Annotated in this window: 18 protein-coding genes and 5 pseudogenes; 13 read left to right on the plus strand and 10 right to left on the minus strand. The window is 65.9% G+C overall.

Annotated elements, in window-relative coordinates:
• Window positions 1-87 precede the first annotated feature (87 nt).
• Window positions 88-1678 (plus strand): annotated as a pseudogene (locus tag NHF48_RS12825) (hypothetical protein).
• Here NHF48_RS12825 and NHF48_RS12830 read toward each other — a convergent pair.
• The 4 genes and pseudogenes from NHF48_RS12830 to NHF48_RS12845 all read right to left on the minus strand — a co-directional run bounded on the left by NHF48_RS12830 (window position 1638) and on the right by NHF48_RS12845 (window position 4510).
• Window positions 1638-2787: pseudogene (locus tag NHF48_RS12830) on the minus strand (GNAT family N-acetyltransferase). The pseudogenes NHF48_RS12825 and NHF48_RS12830 overlap by 41 nt on opposite strands.
• A 43-nt stretch (window positions 2788-2830) precedes the next feature.
• On the minus strand, window positions 2831-3295 hold the full coding sequence (locus NHF48_RS12835; RefSeq protein WP_253071338.1) for a RidA family protein: 465 nt from the start codon (window positions 3293-3295) through the stop codon (window positions 2831-2833).
• 307 nt (window positions 3296-3602) lie between these two features.
• The gene (locus NHF48_RS12840; protein ID WP_253071339.1) at window positions 3603-4229 is read right to left on the minus strand and encodes an HAD family hydrolase; all 627 of its coding nucleotides are present in this window, start codon (window positions 4227-4229) and stop codon (window positions 3603-3605) included.
• Window positions 4226-4510: a DUF3572 domain-containing protein gene (locus NHF48_RS12845; RefSeq protein WP_056054478.1), complete on the minus strand. Its 285-nt coding sequence runs from the start codon at window positions 4508-4510 to the stop codon at window positions 4226-4228. The genes NHF48_RS12840 and NHF48_RS12845 overlap by 4 nt, the downstream gene beginning before the upstream one ends.
• A 36-nt stretch (window positions 4511-4546) precedes the next feature.
• On the opposite strand from NHF48_RS12845, the pseudogene NHF48_RS12850 reads away from it, so the two are divergent.
• Window positions 4547-4910, plus strand: a pseudogene (locus tag NHF48_RS12850) (response regulator).
• Between the two features lie 357 nt (window positions 4911-5267).
• Here NHF48_RS12850 and rpmG read toward each other — a convergent pair.
• Window positions 5268-5435, minus strand: a complete 168-nt coding sequence (rpmG, locus tag NHF48_RS12855; protein WP_055881863.1) for a 50S ribosomal protein L33 — start codon at window positions 5433-5435, stop codon at window positions 5268-5270.
• Window positions 5436-5965: 530 nt separating this feature from the next.
• Between rpmG and NHF48_RS12860 the strand changes: the two genes are divergently transcribed.
• The 4 genes from NHF48_RS12860 (at window position 5966) to NHF48_RS12875 (ending at window position 9885) form a co-directional block, all read left to right on the plus strand.
• The gene (locus NHF48_RS12860; protein ID WP_056063575.1) at window positions 5966-6532 is read left to right on the plus strand and encodes a TMEM165/GDT1 family protein; all 567 of its coding nucleotides are present in this window, start codon (window positions 5966-5968) and stop codon (window positions 6530-6532) included.
• Between the two features lie 61 nt (window positions 6533-6593).
• On the plus strand, window positions 6594-7091 hold the full coding sequence (locus NHF48_RS12865) for a Dps family protein (protein WP_253071340.1): 498 nt from the start codon (window positions 6594-6596) through the stop codon (window positions 7089-7091).
• A gap of 265 nt (window positions 7092-7356) precedes the next feature.
• On the plus strand, window positions 7357-8949 hold the full coding sequence (locus tag NHF48_RS12870) for a cisplatin damage response ATP-dependent DNA ligase (RefSeq protein ID WP_253072418.1): 1593 nt from the start codon (window positions 7357-7359) through the stop codon (window positions 8947-8949).
• A gap of 204 nt (window positions 8950-9153) precedes the next feature.
• Complete coding sequence (locus NHF48_RS12875) at window positions 9154-9885, plus strand: virulence factor (protein ID WP_253071341.1); 732 nt, start codon at window positions 9154-9156, stop codon at window positions 9883-9885.
• Between the two features lie 196 nt (window positions 9886-10081).
• On the opposite strand, the gene NHF48_RS12880 is transcribed toward NHF48_RS12875, so the two are convergent.
• A complete protein-coding gene (locus NHF48_RS12880) occupies window positions 10082-10879 on the minus strand; it encodes a glutaminyl-peptide cyclotransferase (protein ID WP_263816858.1) in 798 nt (265 codons plus the stop codon).
• A gap of 67 nt (window positions 10880-10946) precedes the next feature.
• A complete protein-coding gene (locus tag NHF48_RS24325) occupies window positions 10947-11819 on the minus strand; it encodes a cold-shock protein (RefSeq protein WP_274705141.1) in 873 nt (290 codons plus the stop codon).
• A 302-nt stretch (window positions 11820-12121) separates the two neighbouring features.
• Here NHF48_RS24325 and NHF48_RS12895 point away from each other — a divergent pair, with 302 nt between their 5' ends.
• The 5 genes and pseudogenes from NHF48_RS12895 to rpoN all read left to right on the plus strand — a co-directional run bounded on the left by NHF48_RS12895 (window position 12122) and on the right by rpoN (window position 16470).
• A complete protein-coding gene (locus tag NHF48_RS12895; RefSeq protein ID WP_056063589.1) occupies window positions 12122-12742 on the plus strand; it encodes a ribonuclease D in 621 nt (206 codons plus the stop codon).
• A 224-nt stretch (window positions 12743-12966) separates the two neighbouring features.
• Window positions 12967-13356 (plus strand): annotated as a pseudogene (lptC, locus tag NHF48_RS25115) (LPS export ABC transporter periplasmic protein LptC); the annotation flags it as partial.
• Between the two features lie 45 nt (window positions 13357-13401).
• Window positions 13402-13950 carry an LptA/OstA family protein gene (locus NHF48_RS12905; RefSeq protein ID WP_253072419.1) on the plus strand — a complete coding sequence of 183 codons (549 nt, stop codon included), beginning with the start codon at window positions 13402-13404 and terminating at the stop codon, window positions 13948-13950.
• Between the two features lie 134 nt (window positions 13951-14084).
• On the plus strand, window positions 14085-14867 hold the full coding sequence (gene lptB, locus NHF48_RS12910; RefSeq protein ID WP_056063598.1) for an LPS export ABC transporter ATP-binding protein: 783 nt from the start codon (window positions 14085-14087) through the stop codon (window positions 14865-14867).
• Window positions 14868-14988: 121 nt separating this feature from the next.
• On the plus strand, window positions 14989-16470 hold the full coding sequence (gene rpoN / locus NHF48_RS12915) for an RNA polymerase factor sigma-54 (protein WP_263817036.1): 1482 nt from the start codon (window positions 14989-14991) through the stop codon (window positions 16468-16470).
• Between the two features lie 161 nt (window positions 16471-16631).
• Here the strand turns inward: rpoN and NHF48_RS12920 are convergent, their stop codons facing one another.
• The gene (locus NHF48_RS12920) at window positions 16632-18272 is read right to left on the minus strand and encodes a S10 family peptidase (RefSeq protein WP_253071344.1); all 1641 of its coding nucleotides are present in this window, start codon (window positions 18270-18272) and stop codon (window positions 16632-16634) included.
• Between the two features lie 62 nt (window positions 18273-18334).
• Entirely contained in the window at window positions 18335-19333 is a 999-nt protein-coding gene (locus NHF48_RS12925; RefSeq protein WP_253072420.1) for a ligase-associated DNA damage response exonuclease, read from the minus strand.
• Window positions 19334-19426: 93 nt separating this feature from the next.
• Here NHF48_RS12925 and lepB point away from each other — a divergent pair, with 93 nt between their 5' ends.
• Window positions 19427-20365, plus strand: a complete 939-nt coding sequence (lepB, locus tag NHF48_RS12930; RefSeq protein ID WP_253071345.1) for a signal peptidase I — start codon at window positions 19427-19429, stop codon at window positions 20363-20365.
• A gap of 69 nt (window positions 20366-20434) precedes the next feature.
• On the opposite strand, the gene NHF48_RS12935 is transcribed toward lepB, so the two are convergent.
• Complete coding sequence (locus NHF48_RS12935) at window positions 20435-21022, minus strand: hypothetical protein (RefSeq protein ID WP_253071346.1); 588 nt, start codon at window positions 21020-21022, stop codon at window positions 20435-20437.
• Window positions 21023-21158: 136 nt separating this feature from the next.
• On the opposite strand from NHF48_RS12935, the pseudogene NHF48_RS12940 reads away from it, so the two are divergent.
• Window positions 21159-23555, plus strand: a pseudogene (locus NHF48_RS12940) (ligase-associated DNA damage response DEXH box helicase); the annotation flags it as partial.
• Window positions 23556-23624: the final 69 nt, after the last annotated feature.

The following is a 23624-nucleotide window of genomic DNA, read 5'->3' on the forward strand; positions in this document are numbered from 1 at the left end:
TCTTATGCCGAAGTTTGCGGGGAAGATCGTCAACTCGTCGTGCGCGCACTTGTCTAGTGCGCCCACCCGCCCCTAGGGTTCGACGATATGATTACTCAGGGGGAAAAGCTGCATTGGTGGCAGACGCGCGCATTCGTCGCCGCGGTTGCGATCGCATCGATCATACCGTTGCTGTGGCCCGAAATCCCGCCGCTGGTCGACCTGCCCGGGCATATGGGCCGGTACCGCGTCCAGCTGGCGATCGCCGACAATCCCTGGTTGAATCAATGGTATAACTTCCGTTGGCAGATGATCGGCAACCTCGGCATCGACCTGCTGATCGTGCCGCTCGCGCCGATCTTCGGCTTGCAGCTGGCGGTGAAGCTGATCGTGATGGCGATCCCGGCGCTGACAGTGACCGGGCTGCTCTGGATCGCGCGCGAGGTGCATGGGCAGAATCCCCGCGACCGCGCTGTTCGCGCTCCCGCTCGCCTACAGCTATCCGTTCCAGTTCGGATTCGTGAATTTCGCGCTCGGCATGGCGCTCGCGCTCAACCTGTTCGCGCTGTGGCTAAGGATGGGGCGGCTCGACCGGCGGCAGCTGCGGACCATCATCTTCGTGCCCGTCTCGTGCCTGTTGTGGCTGTGCCATACGTTCGGCTGGGGCGTGCTGGGCGTGCTCGCCTTCTCCGCCGAGCTGATCCGCCAGCACGACATTCGCCGCGACAGCGATCCCAAGAGCTGGGCGCATGGCTGGTTCAAGGCGTGCATTCAGGCGGGGCTGAATTGTCTGCCGCTCGCGCTGCCGATGGTGATGATGGTGGTCTGGCGGTCGGGCGATCATGTCGGCGGGAAGACGCAGGACTGGTTCAACTGGCGCTGGAAGATGAACTGGATCACGATGGTCCTGCGCGATCGGTGGATGACGTTCGACATCGCGTCGGTCACCGTGCTGTTCGTGATACTGTTCCGCGGCGTGCGCGACCAGACGATCGAGTATTCGCGCAACCTGAGCCTGTCGGCGCTGTTCCTCGCGATCGTGTATATCCTGTTGCCGCGGATCGTGTTCGGGTCGGCCTATGCGGACATGCGGCTCGCGCCGTTCATGCTCGGGATCGCGGTGATCGCGTTGCGGCCTCGCCACGGGCTGTCGCTGCGCGGCGCGGCGGTGCTGGCGGTGTTGGGCTTTGCATTCTTTGGCGTGCGGCTGGCGGGGACGACCGTCAGCTACCTGATGTACGATCGCAGCTACGACCAGGCGATCGCAGCGATCGATACGGTGCCAGAGCGGTCTCGCGTTGTGTCGTTCGTCGGGCGGCGGTGTCGCGACGACTGGGCCTATTCGCGGCTTGAGCATGTCCCGGCGCTGCTGCTGGAGCGGCGACTGGCGTTCACCAACGACCAGTGGTCGATGGCCGGCGCGCAGTTGATGACGACGCACTATCCGGCGGCGAAGGGCTTTGCGCATGATCCGTCGGAGATCGTCAGCGATATCAAGTGCCGCGGGCAGTTCTGGCGGCCGATCGGGGTGGCGCTGCAGAAATTCCCGCGCGATGCGTTCGATTACGTGTGGCTGATCCACCCGCCGAAGTTCGATTCCAAGCTGGTCCGCGACCTGACGCTCATCCGGCGTGACGGCACCAGCCTGTTGTACCGCGTCAACCGAGCTGCTGCTGCTCGCCCCGCCGGAACGGAGTAAGCTCGCCGAGATATTCCTGCTGCTCGGCGACGGCTTCGCGTTCACGGAGCAGATAGTCGGCGATCGCGCGGCGGAAGCTCGGGTCGGGGATGTAGTGCGCGGAATAGGTCGCGACCGGGGGCATAGCCGCGCGCGAGCTTGTGTTCGCCCTGCGCGCCGGCCTCGACGGTCTGCAATCCCCGCGCGATGGCCGCCTCGATCGCCTGGTAATAGCAGAGTTCGAAATGGAGGAACGGCACCTCCTCCGTCGCGCCCCAGTATCGGCCGTAGAGCGTGTCGTCGCCGATCAGGTTGAGGGCGCCGGCGATCGGTACGCCATCACGCTCGGCTAGGATGAGCAGCACGCGGTCGCCCATGGTCTTGCCGATCTGGTCGAAGAAGCCGCGCGTGAGGTACGGTTGGCCCCATTTGCGGCTGCCGGTGTCCTGGTAGAAAACCCAGAACGCGTCCCAGTGCTCGGGCGTGATCTCGGTACCGACGAGGTGGCGGATCGTCAGGCCTTCGACGGCGGCGGCGCGCTCCTTGCGGATCGCCTTGCGCTTGCGGCTGGCGAGGACGGCGAGGAAGTCGTCGAAGCTGGCGTATCCCTCGTTCTTCCAGTGGAACTGCGTGCCCTGGCGGATTAGCCAGCCCGCCGCCTCGAACAGCGCCACTTCGTCGGGGTCGATGAAGGTGGCGTGGGCGGAGGATAGCCCGCTCTGGTCGGTAACCGCTTCCAGCGCGGCGATCAGCGCAGGGGCCTGCTCGCGGTCGCGGAGCAGCAGGCGCGGGCCCGGCACCGGGCTGAACGGCGCGGCGATCTGGAGCTTGGGGTAATATTGCCCCCCTGCCCGCTCCCACGCATCGGCCCAGCCCTGGTCGAAGACGTATTCGCCCTGGCTGTGGCTCTTGGCGTAGGCGGGCGCGATGGCGGCGGGTCTGCCGTCGGGGCCGTCGACCACCACCGGCAGCGCCTGCCAGCCGGAGCGGCCGCCGACGCTTTTCGAGGCTTCGAGCGCGGAGAGGAAGGCGTGGCCGACGAACGGGTTGGCGGTGCCGGAGCACGCCTCCCAGTCCTCGGCCGCGATCGAGGTGACGCCTTGGGCGATGCGAGCAGTGACCGAATTCATCACTGCGTTAGGTAGAGACGCGGGGGGCGCACCTCCAAGACGGTCAGGCGGAAACCTGCACGATCGCGTCGATCTCGACGGCGGCGCCGAGCGGGAGGACGGGAACGCCCACTGCCGCGCGCGCATGCTCGCCGGCATCACCGAACAGCGCAACCATCAGGTCCGACGCGCCATTGGCGACTTTCGCCTGATCGGTGAAGTCGCCGGTCGAGTTGACGAACACGCCAAGCTTCACGATCCGCTCGACGCGGCCGAGCGTGCCGAGTGCCGCCTTCATCTGTGCGACGAGCATGAGCGCGCAGAGCTTGGCGGCCTCCTGTGCGTCTTCGAGCGAGACGCCGTCACCCACTCGGCCGGTGACGAGCGCGCCGTCCTTGAACGGCAACTGGCCCGAGATGTGGAGCATGCCGTTCGCCAGCACGGTCGGGACGTAGGACGCCACGGGTGCGGCAGCCTGCGGGAGGGTGAGGCCCAGCTCTTCGAGCTTGCGGTCGATACGATCGGTCATGGGGGAGGTATCACCACAGCGGTGGGGGATGGGTCAAGTGGGGGCGGGTTGCCGCCCTAGGGCCGGGCCCCAACACCTGTCCGTGATGCTCACGCACGCTGGAGCCAGACTGGCTGACGTACACCGTCACAAGCGTAGCGCGTATGGGTCCCGGCCTCCGCCGGGATGACGGACGATTTGAGTGCGGCGTCCTCGGCGGATGAGATGCCCGCGCCCCTTCCTGTTCTCCCGCGAAGGCGGGAGCCCAGGGTTACGGGCGATATCGCTTTTGGCTCCTGGCCCCCGCGTCCGCGGGGGAACAGACGACTCAGGCGTCCGCCGGCAAACCCGCCTCGAACCGCGCAGCAATCCAGTCCGCCGCTTCGCGCCAGTCGTCGATCCGCGCGTGGGCCTCGGGCGCCTTCGGCACGCTCACCGCCAGCGTCGGCTCAGAGACCATGTGCAGCCGGTGCACCTCCGGCGCGTGCTTGGCGACCGACTCGTGATGCACCGCCAGATCGTCCACGAACACGGTGACCGGCGACCCATATTCCTCGACCAGCCGCGACACCGGCGTCCCCTTGCCGCCCTGGTTGCATTCGACCCGGTGTTCGATGCCGAACTTCGCCAGCTGTTCGATCCGCGGCTGGCGGCATTCGTCCTGGAGGTTGGTGAGGATGACGATGTCCGCCATCTGGGCCAGCCGCTCCAGCGCCTCGACCGCATGCGGGACCAGCGTCTGGCGGTGCATTTCGCCGGGGAAGAATTCGCCCAGCATCGCCCACATGTCCTCGCGCGAGGGCGGCGGGCCGCCATCGCGACGCGTCATCGCGGTCGAGAAATCGCCGTGCTGGATCGCGAAGTCGATGTCGTGGCGCTCGTCGAGCCAGACGCCGAAATGCTTGACCATGTGCAGCAGCACTTCGTCGCAATCGCTGATCAGCAACGGCCTCATGCTTCAAACTCCCCCTGGTCCAGTTTCGCATGGGCGCGGACCAAAGCTTCCGGCTTCACGCCGAGCGATTCGGCGCAGGCGATCAGGTCCGGCTCATGGTTTTCGAGGAACCCCAGCGCGGCCGACAATACGGTCGGATCGCTCGCCCTTGCCCGCAAGTCGTGCGGCTCTAGACCGGTCACCGACAGCAGCCGCATCGCGCGATCGGGCTCGACCAGCGTCCATACCAGCGCGCGCAGGGCGAGCGCTTCGGCGTCTTCGTTTGAATCGCGGTCGCGCATTGCCTATCGTGCCTTCTTTCCGGATAAGGTGCGGCGGTGACAAAGAAGGTGCTCGTTGTCGAGGACAACGAACTCAACCTCAAACTATTCTGCGACCTGCTGCGCGCGCATCAGTTCGCCGTCGAACCCGTGCGCGACGGCCGAGAAGCCGTTGCGCGCGCTCGCGGATTTGTGCCCGACCTGATCATCATGGACATTCAGATGCCGCACGTCACCGGCTACGAGATCATCCTCGAACTGAAGGCGGACGAAGACCTGCGCGCGATCCCGGTGATGGCGGTGACGGCGTATGCAGGGCGCGAGGACGAGGAGCGGATCCGCGCGGCTGGGGGCGGACTCGTATGTGTCCAAGCCGATCAGCTTGGCGCGGTTCATGGACGCGGTGGGGGCGCTGATCTGAAACGGGAGAGGGCGGATATCCATCTGCTCCGCCTGCCCGTTGCTTCCACCTGAAATTCGCTGCCGACCCGAACCCCCCACCCCCGTTCGTGCTGAGTAGAGACCGAGTAGCTTCGTCAGAAGCGTATCGAGGGCTCGTATCGAAGCATGGGTTCCGCGCGCCAACCTGTCCTTCGATACGCCATCTCGATACGCCGCCTACGGCGACTACTCGATGGCTACTCAGGACGAACGGGAGAGGGGGCAAACGGAAGGGGGGACGAACGGAAGGGAATCACAAACGCCAAAAGCCGCGAGGGGCTACCCCGCGGCTTTTCGGATCTTCGCAATCGGACGGCGGTTCGCACCGCCGGCCGGATTACTTGATCTTGGCTTCCTTGAACTCGACATGCTTGCGCACGACGGGATCGTACTTCGAGAAGGAGAGCTTCTCCGTCTTGGTACGGGGATTCTTCTTGGTGACGTAGAAGAAGCCGGTGTCAGCGGTGCTGAGCAGCTTGATCTTTACGGTGGTCGGCTTGGCCATGAGCCCAATTCCTATGGCTTGAAAATGCGAAAGCGGCGAACTGACGCCGCCGCTCCATCAGGGGCGGCGCATGGCGGACGCAGGGAGCGAAGTCAAGCTTTACCCCGTCGCTGGACGGCGAGACCGTTCATTTAACCGGCTATTCACTACCGCAAGCGCATCATATCATCAGATAAAGACAGGAGCGGGATCGTGGGGCAGGCGCTGGTTCAGAATCGACGACATGATCGCGGTGAAGGCCGATCTCGCGGCGCGAATCGCGGCGATCGATGTCCGAGCGCCCTATTCCCGCCCCTGCGACATCGCCACCGAGATCGATGCGATCCGCGTGATCGCGCATACCAACGGCCTCAACCCGGCGGTGACCGTCGCGCACTTCGTCGATTCGGCCCCTGTCGCGCGGCGAGCATGGCGCGCTGGTGCATGGCTGGCTGTCGATCCTGCGCGATGCGGTCGGGTGCGAGCGGCAGGACGTCCAGGCGTGCCACGCGTTCGCCGCGGCGTGTTCGGTGCGCCTTGCGGGATAATTCATGGACGCGTTGATGGCAGCGCTGGTCGCGGCAGCGCTCGCACAGGTCGGCGATCGAACGGCGTGGCTCGCGGCGATCCTGTCGGACCGATACCGAAAGCCGGGTCTTGTGATCGCGATGGCGGCGCTGGCGTTGTTCGCGGCGAGCGGCTTGGCGGCGGCGCTCGGCGCGGTGATCGGGCCGAAGCTTGCCCCCAATGCGCAACAACTGATGCTCGCGCTCGCGTTGCTGTTGCAGGGTGGTGGATCGTTCTTTCCGGCCAAGGCACCCGAGCGGCTGGATCGCTGGAAGATCGGCGCGATCGCCACTACCGCGCTCGGCCTGTTCATCCTGGCTTTCGGCGACGGCGTTCAGTTCATCGTCCTGACGCTTGCCGCGCGGACGCCCGTCCCGGCCCTCGCGGCGATCGGCGCGACGATCGGCTCGCTAGTGGTGATCGTCCCCGCCGCGCTGATGGGCGAGGCAGCGTGGCTGAAACTGCCGCTCAAGCCGCTCCGCATCGCCATCGGCACCGTGTTCCTCATCTTCGGTATCGTCCTGGCGCTCGGCGCACTACGCTTGGTCTGACGGCCGGGAGCAAGTGTGCGTTCGGATCGTTCACGCGACGACTTTCCAACGGGAGCTAAACATGGCCGAGATCAACCCTGCCCTCGACACGCCGACCGGCCTGCCGAGCAACAGCACCAAGTCGGTCGCCGACGCGCTGAACGCCGCGCTCGCCGATTGCTATGCGCTGTACCTCAAGACCAAGAATTTCCACTGGCACATGTCGGGGCCGCATTTCCGCGACTATCATTTGCTGCTCGACGACCAGTCCGCGCAGATCATCGGCGTGACCGACGCGATCGCCGAGCGCGTGCGTAAGACCGGCAACACGACGCTGCGCTCGATCGGGGATATTTCGCGGCATCAGACGATCGCCGACAACGACATGGCGTTCGTCGGCCCGACCGAGATGCTCGCCGAACTGCGCGAAGATAATCTCAAGCTCGTCGAGCAGTTCCGCATCGTCAAGGACGCTGCCGACGCGGCGAAGGACAACGCGACGAGTGGCATCGTCGACGAATGGACCGACCATGCCGAGGAGCGCGCGTGGTTCCTGTTCGAGGCGAGCCGAAAGGGTTGAGCCACGCGGACCTAACGATCCTCCCCCGCGAGGGGGAGGTGGCGCGAAGCGACGGAGGGGGAGGACACAGAGCAGAGGTTTCCCTTACCTCCCCCTCCGTCTGGCAAGGACCAGCCACCTCCCCCTGGCGGGGGAGGATTGTTAGGCCACTCCACCCTCAACTGTCCGGCAACTTTCAAAACTCCGGATTGACCGTTGTCGGAGCCATCCGGCGGCGGTCGTTTCGCTTCTGCATCCCTTCGGGCAGCAGGTGCGTTTACCGACGATGCACGCATTCGCCGCCCTGCTCGACTCGCTCACCTACACTCGGTCGCGTAACGCCAAGCTGAAGCTGATTGCGGATTACCTGCGCGCGACGCCCGATCCGGATCGTGGCTGGGCGATGGCGGCGCTGACCGGCGATCTCGATCTCAAGGGCGTGAAGTCCGCTGTGATCCGCGGGTTGATCGAGGAGCGCGTCGATCCGGTGCTGTTCCGGATGAGCCGCGATTATGTCGGCGATACCGCGGAGACGGTCGCGCTGCTCTGGCCCGAGCCGACGGTTCCGGTCGACCTGACCCCCTTGTCGATCACCGACGTCGTCGAGCGGCTGGCAGCGCTGTCGCGGGCCGATGCGCCGGGTGCGCTGGCGGACATGCTCGACCGATCCGATGCCGAGGAGCGGTTCGCGTTGCTCAAGATGGCGACGGGCGCGTTGCGGATCGGCGTGTCGGCGCGGTTGGCGAAGACGGCGCTCGCCGATGCATTCGGGCTCGATGTCGATGCGGTCGAGGAGGTCTGGCACGGGCTCGACGCGCCCTATCCGAGCCTGTTCGCGTGGGCCGAGGGCACCGGCGCACAGCCTACGCCCGCGGACGTCCCCGTGTTCCGGCCGTTCATGCTCGCGCACGGGCTCGAAGATCTCCGCGTCGATCTCGCCGACTATGCTGCCGAGTGGAAATGGGACGGCATCCGCGTGCAGATCGTCCATGTCGCGGGAGAGACACGGCTTTACAGCCGGACCGGCGACGACGTGACGGGCAGCTTCCCCGAGATCGCCGCTGCGTTCCGGACGCCGGGAACGGTCGATGGCGAATTGCTAGTGAAGGGCGAGCACCAGGGCGGGACGCTGGAGGATGGCGGCGGGGCGGCAAGCTTCAACGCGTTGCAGCAAAGGCTTGGGCGCAAAACGGTGTCGGCAAAGATGCTGGCCGATTATCCTGCATTCGTCCGGCTCTACGATCTGCTGATCGACGGCGAGGAGGATCTGCGCGCACTGCCCTGGACCGAGCGGCGCGCGCGGCTGGAGGCGTTCGTGCCGCGGCTGGATCCCGAGCGGTTCGATCTGAGCGCGGTGATCGAGGCGGACGACTTCACCGCGCTCGAAGCGATCCGCGCGACTTCGCGCGATGCCGCGATCGAGGGCGTGATGCTCAAGCGCCGCGACTCGCCGTATGTCGGCGGACGGCGCGCCGGGCTCTGGTACAAGTGGAAGCGCGATCCGCTGACCGCAGACTGCGTGATGATGTACGCGCAACGCGGTTCGGGGCGGCGCTCGTCTTACTATTCGGACTACACCTTTGGATGCTGGACCGAGGAGGGCGAGCTGCTTCCTGTGGGCAAGGCATATTCCGGGATTACCGACGAAGAGCTCAAAATGCTCGACAGCTTTGTGCGCAACCATACGCAGAACCGGTTCGGACCCGTGCGGGAAGTCGAGAAGACGCTGGTGCTGGAGATCGCGTTCGATTCGCTACACGACTCGAAACGCCATAAATCGGGCGTGGCGATGCGCTTTCCACGGATCGCCCGGATCCGGACCGATAAGCCCGCAGCGGAGGCGGACCGGATCGAGACGCTCAAGCGGATGATTACGTAATCGGCGGTTCATCAAAGCAGGTGGCGATGCGGGCTATCGCGCCTTATCTTGGTACGCGTAAGGACGGTCCGGTGAAAAATTCGAAACAGCCGCGCATGGCATCCGCACGGCGTTGGCCGCGCGGGGCGTGCGTGACCGGCATCCTCTCCGCGATCGTGGTGTTGTTCGTCTACTTGGCGGGCTATTTCGACCGCGATCCGGTGCATGTGTATCCTGCCACCGGCGTCCACTCCTCGGAGGCACCACCAATCGCGGTGGTCAATTTCTCGGGCGACATGGGGCTGCGATTCCTGCTCGGTGCGTCGACCTCGCGGGGGGTTGACCGAGCACGGCATTCCGGTCGTCGGGATCACTACGCCGGCGCTGTTCGCGCATCATCGGACACGACAGGAACTGGATGCGATCATTGCAGACGGCGTACGGACGGCGTTGGCGCGCACGGGTGCGAAGCGGGTCGTGGTGATGGGGCAGTCCTATGGCGCAGATATCGTCCAGACGGGTTTGGCGAACCTGCCGACCGATCTACGCGCGCGCGTCGCGGCAATTGTGCTGATCCTGCCGGGTGATACCGTCTTCTACCGCGCCGATCCGTCGGGGCTGCTTTATGACCATACGACGCCCGACAGCATGGGAGCGACGACCGGCAACCGGCTGACCTGGGCGCCCGTTACGTGCATTTATGGGGTAGAGGAAACGGACAGCTTGTGTCCGCTGCTGACGACTGCAAACGCGCGAAAGGTGGGAATGCCGGGGGGCATAATATCCATCACGATGCGGAGGGATTGCTGGGGCATGTGCTGGCTGCGATCCGTGCGGTGGCGCCGCGGGCTGGCCGGGGGTTCTAGAGCAACTGACCATCTACGAAGCGATCCTCTCCAGAGAGGCGCGCCTGATTACTCCTTTCGTCGTCCTGACGAAAGTCAGGATTCCGGGTAAAACAGGATAGCTCTAGTGGCTCTGGATCCTGACTTTCGTCAGGATGACGGAACTCTGATTGCAGCGGTTGAAGACTGCGTTCACGAGACGGCCGACGACCCTCCATGTTCTCCCGCGAAGGCGGGAGTCCAGTCTGGGCTCCCGCCTTCGCGGGAGAACAAGTAAGGGTGCGTTGGCAGGGACCCGAACCGCGCAATTATTGCGGCGTGGCGGCAATCTTTATTTCGAAGAGCGTCGGCCAGTATTTGCCGGTCACGAACAATCGGTCGGCTTTCGCATCCCAGGCGATGCCGTTGAGCACGGCCTCCGGGTCGGTCGCGGCGATTTCGGCGACCAGCGGGCGGAGGTCGATGACCGCGGTCACCTTGCCGGACGCGGGATCGATGCGGACGAGGAAGCCGGTGTGCCAGACGTTGGCGAGCAGCGCGCCGTGGACATATTCGAGTTCGTTGATGTCGCGTAAGGGGCGCCCGTCGATCGTTACCGCCACGCGTTTGCGTTCGGCCAGAGTGAGCGGATCGCGGACGATGATGTCGGGGCTGCCATCGGACTGGAGCAGCGAGACGCCGTCGCTGGTCAGGCCCCAGCCTTCGCCGGTGTAGCGGTTCTGGCCCTTGGGTTTCAGCGTGCGGATGTCCCAGCGGTGCGCGATGCCGTCGTGCCAGGTGAGGCTGACGAGCTGGTCCTTCCACAGCGCGAGGCCCTCGCCGAACTGCGCAGGGTCGATTCGTGCTTTCGCAAGGATCTTGCCGTCCTTGAGCGAGACGCGGCGGACGTCGGATTGCCGCTCCTGCCCGGTGCTCTCGTACAGCGCACCGTCGTGCCAGAGCAGGCCCTCGGTGAACGCAGTGCGATCGTGCGGATAACGCGCGACGATCGTTGCCGAGAACACCGGCACGCGGGTCGGCTCGCGCGGAGCCGCGACAGCACCCTGCCCGGCCTGCGCCGCGGACGACAGCGAAGACGATGAAACGAGAACGGCCGGTCCCGCCAAAGCGAAACCGGCCGCAATCATTATCCTACCGAACACGGTACGATCAGCGTTCTGAGTCAGACAGCTATCAGCCGCCTGCGCTCAGGTTCACTGCTGCGTACTTGCCGCGACGATCGACTTCGAGCTCGAACTCGAGCTTGTCGCCCTCGTTCAGCGTCGCCATGCCGGCGCGTTCCACGGCCGAGATGTGGACGAATGCGTCAGGCTGTCCGTCGTCGCGCTGGATGAAGCCGAAGCCCTTCATCGCGTTGAAGAACTTGACCGTACCGGTCGCCTTCTCGCCGGTGAGCTGACGCTGTGCGCCACCTGCACCACCGTCACGGTCGCGATCGCCACCACGGGGTGCACCCGGGCCGGCATCACGGTCACGCGGCGGGCCGCGATCGGTGACGGCCATCGGCTCGCCGTCGATCTTCAGGTCGGTTGCCGAGATACGACCACCGCGGTCGACGAGCGTGAAGCCGAGCGGCTGACCCTCGGCGAGAGCGACCATACCGGCCTGCTCGACTGCGCTGATGTGGACGAACACGTCCTCGCCGCCGTCATCGCGAACGACGAAGCCAAAGCCCTTCTGCGCGTTGAAGAACTTTACGACGCCGGTGCCTTCGCCGACAACCTGGGGAGGCATGCCGCGACCACCGCCGCCGCCGCCACCGCCCGAGAAGCCGCCGCCACCGCCGCCGCCACGGTAACCACCGCCGCCGCCGCCGCTGTTGCCGCCACCGAAGCTGCTGCCGCCGCCGTAGCTGCTGCCACCGCCGCCGCCGTAGCTCGAGCCACCGCCGCCGCCATAGCTGCTACCACCGCCGCCGCCGAACCGATCGCCGCCACCGCCAAAGCTGCTGCCGCCGCCGAACTCGTTGTCGCCGCCGCCGAAGCTGTCGCGCTTGTCGCGGCCACGCCCGCCACGGTTCCCGCGGCCACCTTTATCGAAACCCATAAGCTCTGTTCGTCTTCCCGGTTCGCCCGCAAATTTCTCAAAACCCTTGTGCCGGACGACGAACGCGGGTTTTCCAGCGCGAAACCTTTTGCGCCTTGAGGGGACCCTTAGCGTAAAATACAAGCCGTCGCGAATAGATTCTGATCCGGGAGGCCGCGATTTGGATCGATACTGGCGCAAGTGTCGCTTGTGAGCCACGGCTCGTCGCATCGTCCAAGTGACAGCCTTCTTGTCGCCTGATTCGGACCGATGACATAGAGAGAGCCATTGAGCGTTCCGTCGCGGGCCGCTACGGCCGACGCATGACAGTTCATCTCCACGAAGGCGATATCCCCGCCGACCTGTTCGCGGCCGGCGCCGCGATCGCCGTCGATACCGAGACGATGGGGCTGATCACACCCCGCGATCGGCTGTGTCTCGTCCAACTCTCCGATGGCGGCCCCGACGAGCATCTGGTCCGCTTCGCCGCGGGTGCCGGTTATGACGCACCCAACCTCAAGGCCCTGCTGGCCGACCCGGCGCGTGTGAAGCTCTACCATTTCGGCCGATTCGATATCGCCGCGGTCCAATATTATCTCGGCGTCGTCGCGGCACCCGTCTATTGCACCAAGATCGCGTCGCGGCTCGTGCGGACCTATACCGATCGCCACGGTCTCAAGGAAATCGTGCGCGAGCTGCTCGGCCAGGATATCTCGAAGCAGCAGCAGTCGTCGGACTGGGGCAGCCCCGAACTGTCGGAGGCGCAGAAGGATTATGCGGCGTCGGACGTCCGCTTCCTCCACCGGTTGCGGACCGAGCTCGACAAGCGACTGATTCGCGAAGGCCGGATGGAGCTCGCGCAGGCCTGCTTCGACTTCCTGCCGACCCGCGCCGCGCTCGATATCGCCGGCTGGCCCGAAATCGACATTTTCGCACACGCGTGATGGACGTTCCGCCCCCCTCACCCGTCGCTCGTCGCGTCCGTAGTGCGCGCCAGGATTGGGCCGCGCCTGGCGGCAGCCACGATCGGTTCGTGGCGATCGCCCGCGTCGGCCTGCCTACCGCGATCGGCGTGCTGGCGGCGTTCCTGGTGATGGCGCCGCTGACCGCGGGCGGCGACGTGTCGTTCCTGCTCGACAAGAACAAGGTCGACGTCGCGCAGGAGCGGATGAAGACGCAGGCGGCGCGCTATCGCGGCGAGGATACCAAGGGCCAGGCGTTCACGCTCGACGCGGCCTCGGCGATCCAGAAGAGCTCGGCCGAGCCTATCGTCCAGCTCAACCAACTCGCCGCACAGATCCAGCTGACCGACGGCCCCGCCAATATCAAGGCGAACACCGGCCGCTACGACATGGACACCGAGAAGGTGCAGCTGTTCGGCCCGCTGAACGCCACCGCAGCGGGTGGGTACGACCTGAAGACCACCAACGCGACGATCGACATGAAGGCGCGTACGCTCGAAAGCGGCGGGGCTGCGACCGGCACCGTCCAGCAGGGGACGTTCAGCGCGAACAAGCTGCGCGCGAACCTGGAAGAGCGGACCGTGACGCTCGATGGCAATGCGCGCTTGCGGATCATCCCCCAGAGGGCCGAAATAGCCGCCATGCGCGCCACTCACATCTTCGCCGGCCTGTCCGCCGTCTTGCTCTCCACGACCGCGGTCGCGCAGCAACCGCACAACTCCAACGCCCCGATCGATTTCGGCGCGGATCATATCGAGCTTCAGGACAAGGCGAACCGCGCCATCCTGTCGGGCAACGTCGCGGTCAAGCAGGCCGAGATGACGCTGAACTCGGCACGGATGACGGTGGCGTATACCGGCCAGGTGATCGGCGGGAACCCGCAGGTGTCGCGGCTCGACGCGTCGGGCGGCGTGATCGTCAAGCGTCCCGACCAGACGGCCAGAAGCCAGTACGCGATCTACGATCTCAACCGGCGCGTCATCACGATGCTCGGTGCGGTGACGCTGACGCAGGCGGGTAACACCGTGAACGGCGGGCGCCTGACGATGAACCTCGACACCGGGCGGTCGGTGATCGACGGGTCGTCGGTCGCAGGCGGCAGCGCTGGCGGATCGGCAGCGAGTGGCGGCACCGTCACGCAGACCGGCGGCCGCGTGACCGGTACGTTCTCGGTCCCCAAGCGCAACTGAGCGTGTGAGCATGTCGCGAGGGCTTCCCTCAAACGGCGCGCGCCTGCATGTTTCCTGCCAACCGTCTGCCGAGCGTTCGGCGGCACCATTCATGCCGAGTGTTCGGCGACTGATTATTGCGAGGGCCTGATCCCATGGACGCCACCACGCTGCCCCCGATCGAGGACGTCGCGCCGATCTCCGAGCCTCCGGTGAACAACGGGCTTCAAGTCGTCTCGATCGCGAAGTCCTACGACAAGCGCGTCGTGTTGACCGACGTCTCGGTGTCGGTCGGGCGCGGCGAAGTGGTGGGGCTGCTCGGGCCCAACGGCGCGGGCAAGACGACGTGCTTTTATTCGGTAATGGGCCTGGTGAAGCCGGATTCGGGCCGCATCATGCTCGACGGCGAGGACATTACGAAGCTGCCGATGTACCGACGCGCGATCCTCGGCCTCGGCTATCTGCCGCAGGAGACGTCGATCTTTCGTGGACTGACGATCGAGAAGAACATCCTGACGGTGCTGGAGTTGTCCGAGCCGGACAAGGCGGCGCGCCAGCGGAAACTCGACACGCTGCTGGAGGAGTTCGGTTTGACTCGGCTCCGTGCTGCACCGGCGATGGCGCTGTCGGGTGGCGAGCGGCGACGGGCGGAAATCGCCCGCGCGCTGGCAGCGGATCCGTCGATCATGCTGCTCGACGAGCCGTTCGCGGGGATCGATCCGATCTCGATCGCCGACATCCGCGACCTGGTGAAGGACCTCAAGCGTCGCGATATCGGCGTGCTGATCACCGACCACAACGTCCGCGAGACGCTGGAAATCGTTGATCGCGCGTACATCATCTATGACGGTCGGGTGCTGTTCTCCGGCTCGCCGGAAGAACTGGTCGCCGACGCCAACGTCCGCCGCCTGTACCTGGGCGAAGGCTTCTCGCTTTAAGCCGATGGATACGCCCCTTTCTCCGTTCGCCCTGAGCGAAGTCAAAGGGCTGCGGCGCGAGCCCGTGCTTCGACTTCGCTCAGCACGAATGGAAGAGGTGTCGTGAGCCTCGCCCCCTCGCCTGGACATCCGCCAGTCGCAGTCGCTGGTGATGACCCCGCAGCTTCAGCAGGCGATCAAGCTGCTGGCGCTGTCCAACCTGGAGATCGAGGGGTTCATCGCCGAGGAGGTCGAGCGCAACCCGTTGCTCGAAGCGAGCGCCCCCGAGGATAACGACGCACCCGACCGCGAGCCCGTCGCCGAAGTCCGCGACGAACGCGTCGCCGCCGACGAACTGGTCTCCGGTACGGGTAGCGGCGACGAACCGACGCTCGACGTCGACTACGCCACCGAAAGCCACCAGCAGGACAGCGTCGCCGACGGCGGCAGCGGGATGGACGGCGCGCTGTCGATGACCGGCGCGAGCGCGGGTGGCGCAGGCGGCGAGGACGGTCCCGATCTCGACGCGTTCGCCGATACCAGCCTCAGCCTTGCAGACCACCTGCTCGCCCAAGCCGGGCCCGCGATCCCTCGCGAGGACGCCTTCATCGCTGCGCACCTGATCGACCAGATCGACGAGGCGGGATACCTGACCGTGTCGCTGCTCGACATCGCCAACCGGCTCGGCGTGCCCTTGGTCCGTGCCGAAGCCGTGCTGGCGACGATCCAGACGTTCGACCCGACCGGCGTAGGCGCGCGCGATCTATCTGAATGCCTCGCATTGCAGGCGAAAGAGGCGGATCGTTACGATCCGTGCATGGCGCGGTTGATCGACAACCTCGACCTGCTTGCGCGCGGCGAACTGACGCGGTTGAAGCGGATGTGCGATGTCGACGACGAGGACATGGCCGACATGATCCGCGAATTGCGCGGTTATGATCCGAAGCCGGGGTGCCGCTATGGGGGCGAGCCGGCGCAGTCGGTGACGCCGGACCTGTTCGTGGCGCGGACCAAGGCGGGCTGGGCGATCGAGATCAACGCCACCACGCTGCCGCGCGTGCTGGTCAATCGCAGCTATTACACCGAATTGTCGGGCGGGCAGCAGGACAAGGCGTCGAAGGCTTGGCTGAGCGACTGCCTCGCGAGCGCGAACTGGCTGGTGAAGGCGCTCGACCAGCGCCAGCGGACGATCATCAAGGTCGCCACCGAGATCGTGAAGCAACAGGAGGCGTTCTTCCTGAAGGGCGTCGCGCATCTGCGGCCGCTAACGCTGCGCCAGGTGGCCGACGCTATCGAGATGCACGAATCGACCGTCAGCCGCGTGACGAGCAACAAATACGTGTCGTGCGCACGCGGGCTGTACGAGCTGAAATACTTTTTCACGAGCGCGATCCAGTCGGCGGACGGCGGCGAGGCGGTGTCGGCACAAGCGGTGAAGTTGGCGATTCGGGCGCTGATCGATACCGAGGGTGCGAAGATCTTGTCGGATGACACGCTAGTCGATTTGCTCAACGCGAAGGGCTTCGACATCGCGCGCAGGACCGTCGCCAAGTACCGCGAGGCGCTCGGGATCGGAAGTTCGGTACAGCGGCGGCGTGCAAAAGCGCTGGAGGGGGTTCGGTAGGCGTTGCGCGTGGGTGGGAGAGTTATGTTTCGAAAGAGAGCACCACCCCGGCGGAGGCCGGGGCCCAGTTGGAGGGTCCTAAGTAACGACGCGCAACATCCCTTAGCTACGTTTCCCAACTGGGCCCCGGCCTTCGCCGGGGTGGCGTACTCAGGAATGGCTCAGTTCGGAACCTGCCCCGAGTCCCCCGCCCCCGACACGCTCGCGCCACCCGGTGGCGTTGCGCTCCGCGCCTCGCCGATCGCCTGATCATACCAGCGCGCCAGGTCCGCCTTCATCTGGTGCAGCGCCTCGGGGTTGAGATATGTCATGTGCCCCGCGGGATAATAGCGAAACGCCAGATTCCGCTGTCGTGACGGGTCGAGCATCATGTGCCCGAGGTCGTTCTCCGTCCCGAAGAATGGCGTCGCCATGTCGTAATAGCCGTTCATCGACAGCACGTTAAGATACGGATTCTCGCGCATCGCCGCGGCGAGATCGACCGCGGTGTTCGGGTTGTTCTGCGACTGGCCGCCGCGACCCGGCGCGTCGTGCTTCCAGTTCCACGTCCAGCCGGGCGCGTCACGCGCGCTGAGGCGGTACGGCATCTCGGTCTTGTAGCCGAGCGTGTGCGTCACGTAATCGTTGAACGTAGCGATGAACGCGCCGGCGATCGCGGTGTCCGACGCGTCCGTCTCCGGCCGCTCGCCCGCCGCGTCGCTGTCGACGCCGGTGTAGCGCGAATCGAACCGGCCGAGCGTGAGACGTTGATCACGCAACAGCTCCTTCTGGAAGCGGGCGAGATCGATGCGGAGGTTGGCGCGTTTGATAAAGTCGGGCGAGATGCCGATCAACTGGCTCATCCGGGTGGCGACCGCATCGCGCTCCGCATCCGAGATCGTCTGCCCCTTCGACAGCGCCGCCGCGTACGGCCCGGTCGCGAATGCACGCGCTTCGGCGACCGTGGTGGCGACGTCGGCAGGGCGGTTCTGGAGGCGGTTATGGTACCAGGCGCTCGCCGCATAGCTCGGCAGATAGTTGAGGTAGATCTCGTCGAGCCCAGGCTGCCTGTATCCATAATTCATGATCGACGACAGCAGCACGACGCCGTTGAGCGCCATCCCGCGATCCTGCAACTGGTATGCGAGCGCACCCGAGCGCGTGGTGCCGTAGCTTTCGCCGAACAGGAATTTCGGGCTGTTCCAGCGACCGTATTTCGTGGCGTAGCGCAGGATGCCCTTGGCGAACGCGTCGGCATCCTCGTCGACGCCGTAGAACGCGGACGGCTTGGTATCGCCGAGCGGCCGCGAATAGCCGGTGCCGACCGCGTCGATGAACACCATATCGGTCTTGTCGAGCAGCGTGTCGGGATTGGGACCGAAATCATAGGGCGCGGGCTTGATGTATTCGGGGTTGGCCGTGCGCAGCCGAACCGGCGCGAACGAGCCCATGTGCAGCCAGAAGCTGGGCGAGCCCGGCCCACCATTGTAGAAGAACGTCACCGGGCGCTTGGTGCCGGGCTTCACGCCGTCGAGCGTGTAGCCGGTGTAGAACAGACTCGCGGTCGGCTTGCCCTCGGTATCGCGCAGCGTCAGCGTGCCAACGGTCGCGGTATAGCCGAGCGACTTGCCGCCGACGGTGACGCGCCCCTTCGACTTGACCTCCTGCTCGGCGATGGGAGCGTTGGCGTAGTCCGCCTCCGCCTCGGCCTTCATCCGGTCGGCGTTGGTTTCCGACTTGTCCTTCTTCGGCGCGTCCTGCGCGATGGCAGTGGTGGAAAGCGCGAGCAGCAACAGGGCGGCGAACTTGGTCGAACGGGCCACGGGAGGTCCTTGTGACAGAAACGATACCCTATCCTGCCGCAGCCTCCGCAAAGCGCAAGGGCTCAGTCGTCCTCGTCCTCGAACCCCACCAGCGCGAGCGCGCGTGCCTTGATCTGGCGGGTCATGCACCAGTGGACCAGCGCGTCCTCGCGGCCGTGCGTGACCCATACCTCGCGGGGCGCGATCTCGGTCAGTGTGGCGATCAGTTCGTCCCAGTCGGCGTGATCGCTGAGGATCAGCGGGAGTTCGACGTTCTTCTGGCGTGCACGGCCCCGGACACGCATCCATCCGCTCGCCATCGCGGTGATCGGATCGGGCAGCCGCCGCGACCAGCGATCGTTGAGCGCGCCGGGCGGGCACATCACGACATGCCCCGCCATGTCCGCCTTCTTCGCATCGGCGACGGGGAGGAGTTCGCCGAGCCTGACGCCGTGCTCCGCATACAGGTCGCACAGCCGTTGCAGCGCGCCATGGATGTAGATCGGTGCCTCATGTCCGCGTTCGCGCAGTTCGGCGATCACGCGCTGCGCCTTGCCGAGCGCATAGGCGCCGACGACGACGCAGCGATCGGGGTTGGCGTGCAGCGCTGCGATCAGCTTGTCGATCTCGTCGCCGGTATCGGGATGGCGGAAGACCGGCAGGCCGAACGTCGCTTCGGTGATGAAGACATCGCATTTGACGGGCTCGAACGGGGTGCAGGTCGGGTCCGCGCGGCGCTTGTAATCGCCCGAGACGACGATCCGCTCGCCGCGATAGTCGAGTACGATCTGCGCAGAGCCGAGCACGTGGCCGGCAGGGACGAAGCCGATGTCGACCTCCCCCATCCGGATCGTCTCGCCATACGCCACCGGGTGGCCGGCCTGCGGACCATAGCGCGCGTCCATGATCGCGAGCGTTTCCGGCGTGGCCCAGACGGCTTCGTGGCCACCGCGCGCGTGATCGGCATGGCCGTGCGTGACGAGTGCCTTGGCTGTCGGGATCGAGGGGTCGATCCAGGCGTCGATCGGCTTGACGAGAATGCCGTGCGGATGCGGTTCGAGCCAGTCGCCGAGTTTTGCCATGCCAGTACTACGCGTGAACCGGGCGTGCGGTGCCAGCATTGCCGAACGCACCGTGTCCAGTACGATGCGGGCGCTCACCGGGGGGGATGTCGCATGAACGATACGATAGAAGACCCGGTCGACCGGCGAAGCGTGCCAGCACGGGTAGGCGTCGCCGCGCTCAACCTGATCCTGCCCGGACTTGGGCTGATCCGCGTCGGAGATCGGCGTGGGGCGGCGCTGACTTTCATGGCGCAGTTCGCACTCGCCGCACTCGTCACGTTCGGGTTGGGGCACCTTCCCATCACAGGTTACGGTGTCGCGGTAGCGGCGCTGGTGCTGGTCATCGCGTTGTTCGGTGCCGTTTACGTCGTGCCGATCATGCTCACATGGCGCAAGAGCAGGCTTCGCGGTCCCACGCGTTGGTGGTCGCGCTGGTATGCGCTGGCGCTGATCGCCGTGGTCGTGCTGGGCCTTTGGGAACGCGTGCCGCCGATGATGCACCATTTCTACAAGCCGTTCTACGCACCGTCCGACAGCATGGCGCCGACGATCGGCAGCGGTGACAAGTTCGTCGTCGACATGCGCCGGCGTGGGCCGCCAAGACGCGGCGACGTGATCGTCTTCCAGGCGGCCGACAGCGTCCGCGTCAGTCGGATCGCGGCGATCGCGGGCGACAGGATCGCGATGGGCGCTGGCTTGCCGATCGTGAATGGGGTCCCGGTCGCGCAGCACACCGAAGGCAGGGTGATGGTCGACGATATCGAAGGCCGGCATCCTGCGACGATTCTGACGGAACGCCTGCCGGGCGAGCGATCCAGCCATCGCATATTGGACACGGATGCGTCGCTGTTCGACGACGCGAGCGAGGTCACCGTCCCGCCGGGCCATGTCTTCGTGCTCGGCGACAATCGCGATCGATCCGCCGACAGTCGCGTGCCGCTTGAGCAACAGGGCGTCGGGATGGTGCCGACGACAGCGATCATCGGCCAGGCGATGTACCTGCATTGGAGCAGCAATCGCGCGAAGATCGGCGATCGGCTCGACCGCTAGAGGATAGCTTCGAGTCTCGACGCCGCATCTCACGGGACGCGACCGCCGTTTTCGGCTTGGAGCGTCGAATTAGCGGCGGCGGCCTATCTTTATCGTCGCGACGATCGCATCCATCTGGGCCGCGGCTACCGCCTGGCTCGGTGCGTTGCGTGCCGGCGCTGCCGCCGCCTTGACCGCGTAGGTGACGCGGTCGATCGCGTAGCAGGTGCCGTCGACGACGGTGCGCAGGTTCGTCGCGTTGACCTGTTGGCTCATGCCCGCGTCGCCATTGGCATATACCGTCCAGCGGTGACCGCCGAGCATCCGGTTGGGCAGGCGCCGACCGCTTCCCGACTTCAGCCCCGCGGTGCCGCAGGTCGCGACGACCGCGGCGCTGCGGCTGAAACCGACCTGCACCATTTCCGTGACCTGGCCTTGGCCGTCGCTCGGCTTGGCGACCTGCCAGAAGCGGACGATGCCGACGCCGCGACCGACCGGGCTGCCGTCCCAGATCTGGCGCCAACCGGCGTTCATCAGGGCGCGGCCGGCGAAGTTACGCGTCGGGGTCAGCGCCGACGGGTAGGATAGCCGGAGCATGCCGCCCGCCCCGAGGAAGGACTTGGTCGCGGCGCTGGCGTTGGCGAAGGGGAGAAAAGCGAGCAGTGGCAGTGGCAGCAAAAAAGCGAAGAAGCGTCACCGATCGTCTTTCATATAGAGAGGCTTGGCAGTGTGCCGGCCGTTTGCGCCGCGTCCATAGCGGTGCGGCGCAACGCCCCCATATGACGATGATGCGTGAACAGGCCGTGAGCGACCTCCCCCTCCCCTCGAAAACTGGTTCGCGTCGCGCGGGTGGCGGCCGCGGCGGCATCAGCTGGAGATGCTGGCGGAAGGCCGTGCTGGGCATCACGCACTGCTGGTGGCGGCAACCGGGGCGGGGAAGACGCTCGCGGGGTTCCTGCCGACGCTCGCCGAGCTGATCGAGGCGCCGACCAACGGGCTCCACACGCTGTACGTCTCGCCGCTGAAGGCGCTTGCGGTCGACGTGCAGCGCAACCTGCTGACGCCGATCGACGAGATGGGCGTCGATATTCGCGTCGAAACGCGGACCGGCGATACGCCGTCGGACCGCAAGGCGCGGCAACGGGTCAAGCCACCGCAGATCCTGCTGACGACCCCAGAGTCCCTGTCGCTCTTGCTGAGCTATCCCGACAGCATCACGATGTTCGAGAACCTCCGCACGATCGTCGTCGACGAGGTGCACGCGTTCGCGACCGGCAAGCGCGGCGACCTGTTGTCGCTGTGCATGGCGCGGTTGCAGACGATCTCGCCGGGGATGCGCCGCGTTGCGCTGTCGGCGACGGTCGCGGATGCGGACGGCTACCGCGCGTGGCTCGCGCCCGACGGCGACATCGACCAGGTCGCGATGATCCGCGGCGAGGCGGGCGCCGATCCCAACATCGCGATCCTGCTGCCCGAGGGCCGCGTGCCATGGTCGGGACATTCGGGCCGCTATGCCGCCGCGCAGGTGATGGCGGAGATCGAGGCGCACGAGACCTCGATCGTGTTCTGCAACACGCGCAGCTTGGCTGAGCTCATCTTCCAGGATCTTTGGAAGGTGAACTCGGGCAACCTCCCGATCGGCGTCCACCACGGCAGCCTCGCCAAGGAGGCGCGGCGAAAAGTCGAGAACGCGATGGCCGAGGGGAAATTGCGCGCGCTGGTCGCGACGTCGAGCCTCGATCTGGGCGTCGACTGGGGCAATGTCGATTGCGTGATCCAGATGGGCGCGCCGAAGGGGTCGTCGCGGCTGCTGCAGCGGATCGGCCGCGCCAACCACCGACTCGACGAATCGTCGCAGGCGATAGTCGTGCCGGGCAATCGCTTCGAATATCTGGAGGCGCGCGCGGCGCTCGATGCGGTCGAGGCGGGCGAACTCGATGCGGACATCTTCCGCGTCGGCGCGCTCGACGTGCTCGCGCAGCATGTGATGGCGTGTGCGTGCGCGGCGCCGTTTCGCGAGGCCGATCTGCTCGACGAGATCCGCTCTGCGCTGCCCTATTCCGCGCTGCCGACCGAAACGTTCGAACGCGTGCTGCACTTCATCAGCGACGGCGGCTATTCGCTGAAAGCGTATGACCGGTTCAAGCGGCTGACCAAGGACGCGGACGGGACGTGGCGCGTCAGCCATCCCAAATTCATCGGCCAGCATAGGCTGAACGCGGGGATTATCGTCGAGGCGACGATGCTCAACGTGCGGTTCGGCAATGGCCGCGTGCTGGGACGGGTCGAGGAGGCGTTCGCGGCGCAGTTGAGCCACGGCGATACGTTCTTCTTCGCCGGATTGAGCCTGGAGGTGATGAAGATCGACCTTGAGGATCTGGTGGTGCGCGCGACGTCGAAGCCGGCGCGGATCCCGACCTATGGCGGCAGCCGGATGCCGTTGTCGACCAACCTCGCCGACCGCGTCCGCGGGTTCCTCGCGCATCCGGGCGACTGGGCGCGCTTCCCCGACGACGTGCGCGAATGGCTGGAGATGCAGGCGTATCGATCGGTGATGCCCGAGCCCGGCCAGCTGCTGGTCGAGACGTTCCCGCGCGAGGGGCGGCATTACATGGTCGCGTACAGCTTCGAAGGCTGGAACGCGCACCAGTCGCTTGGCATGCTGATCACGCGGCGGATGGAGACGCAGGGGCTCAAACCGCTCGGCTTCGTCGCCAATGATTATGCGCTGGCGGTGTACGGGCTGGAGAAGATCACCGATCCAGCGGCGCTGTTCTCGGCGGATATTCTCGAGCACGAGTTCGTCGAATGGGTGCAGCAATCGCATCTGCTCAAGCGTGCGTTTCGCGAGGTCGCGGTGATCGGCGGGCTGGTCGAGCGCCAGCATCCGGGCAAGCGCAAGACCGGCAAGCAGGTGACGTTCTCGACCGACCTGATCTACGACGTCCTGCGCAAGTACGAGCCGACGCATCTGCTGCTGGAGGCGGCGTGGGCGGATGCGCGCGCGCGGATGACCGATGTCGGGCGGCTCGCGTCTTTGCTCGACCGTGCCGCGGCGACGATGGTGCATGTCGATCTGGAGCGCGTGACGCCGCTCGCGGTGCCGGTGCTAACGCTGATCGGGCGCGAGAAGATCTCGACGAACAGTTCGGACGATGCGCTGCTGATCGAGGCGGAAGCGATGATCGCGGACGCGATGCGGCCGGATTGAGCTATTTTTGATCCTCCCCCGCCAGGGGGAGGTGGCTGGCACTTGCCAGACGGAGGGGGAGGTAAGGGA

It is taken from the genome of Sphingomonas sp. H160509 (assembly GCF_024124765.2).
GTDB lineage: Bacteria > Pseudomonadota > Alphaproteobacteria > Sphingomonadales > Sphingomonadaceae > Sphingomonas.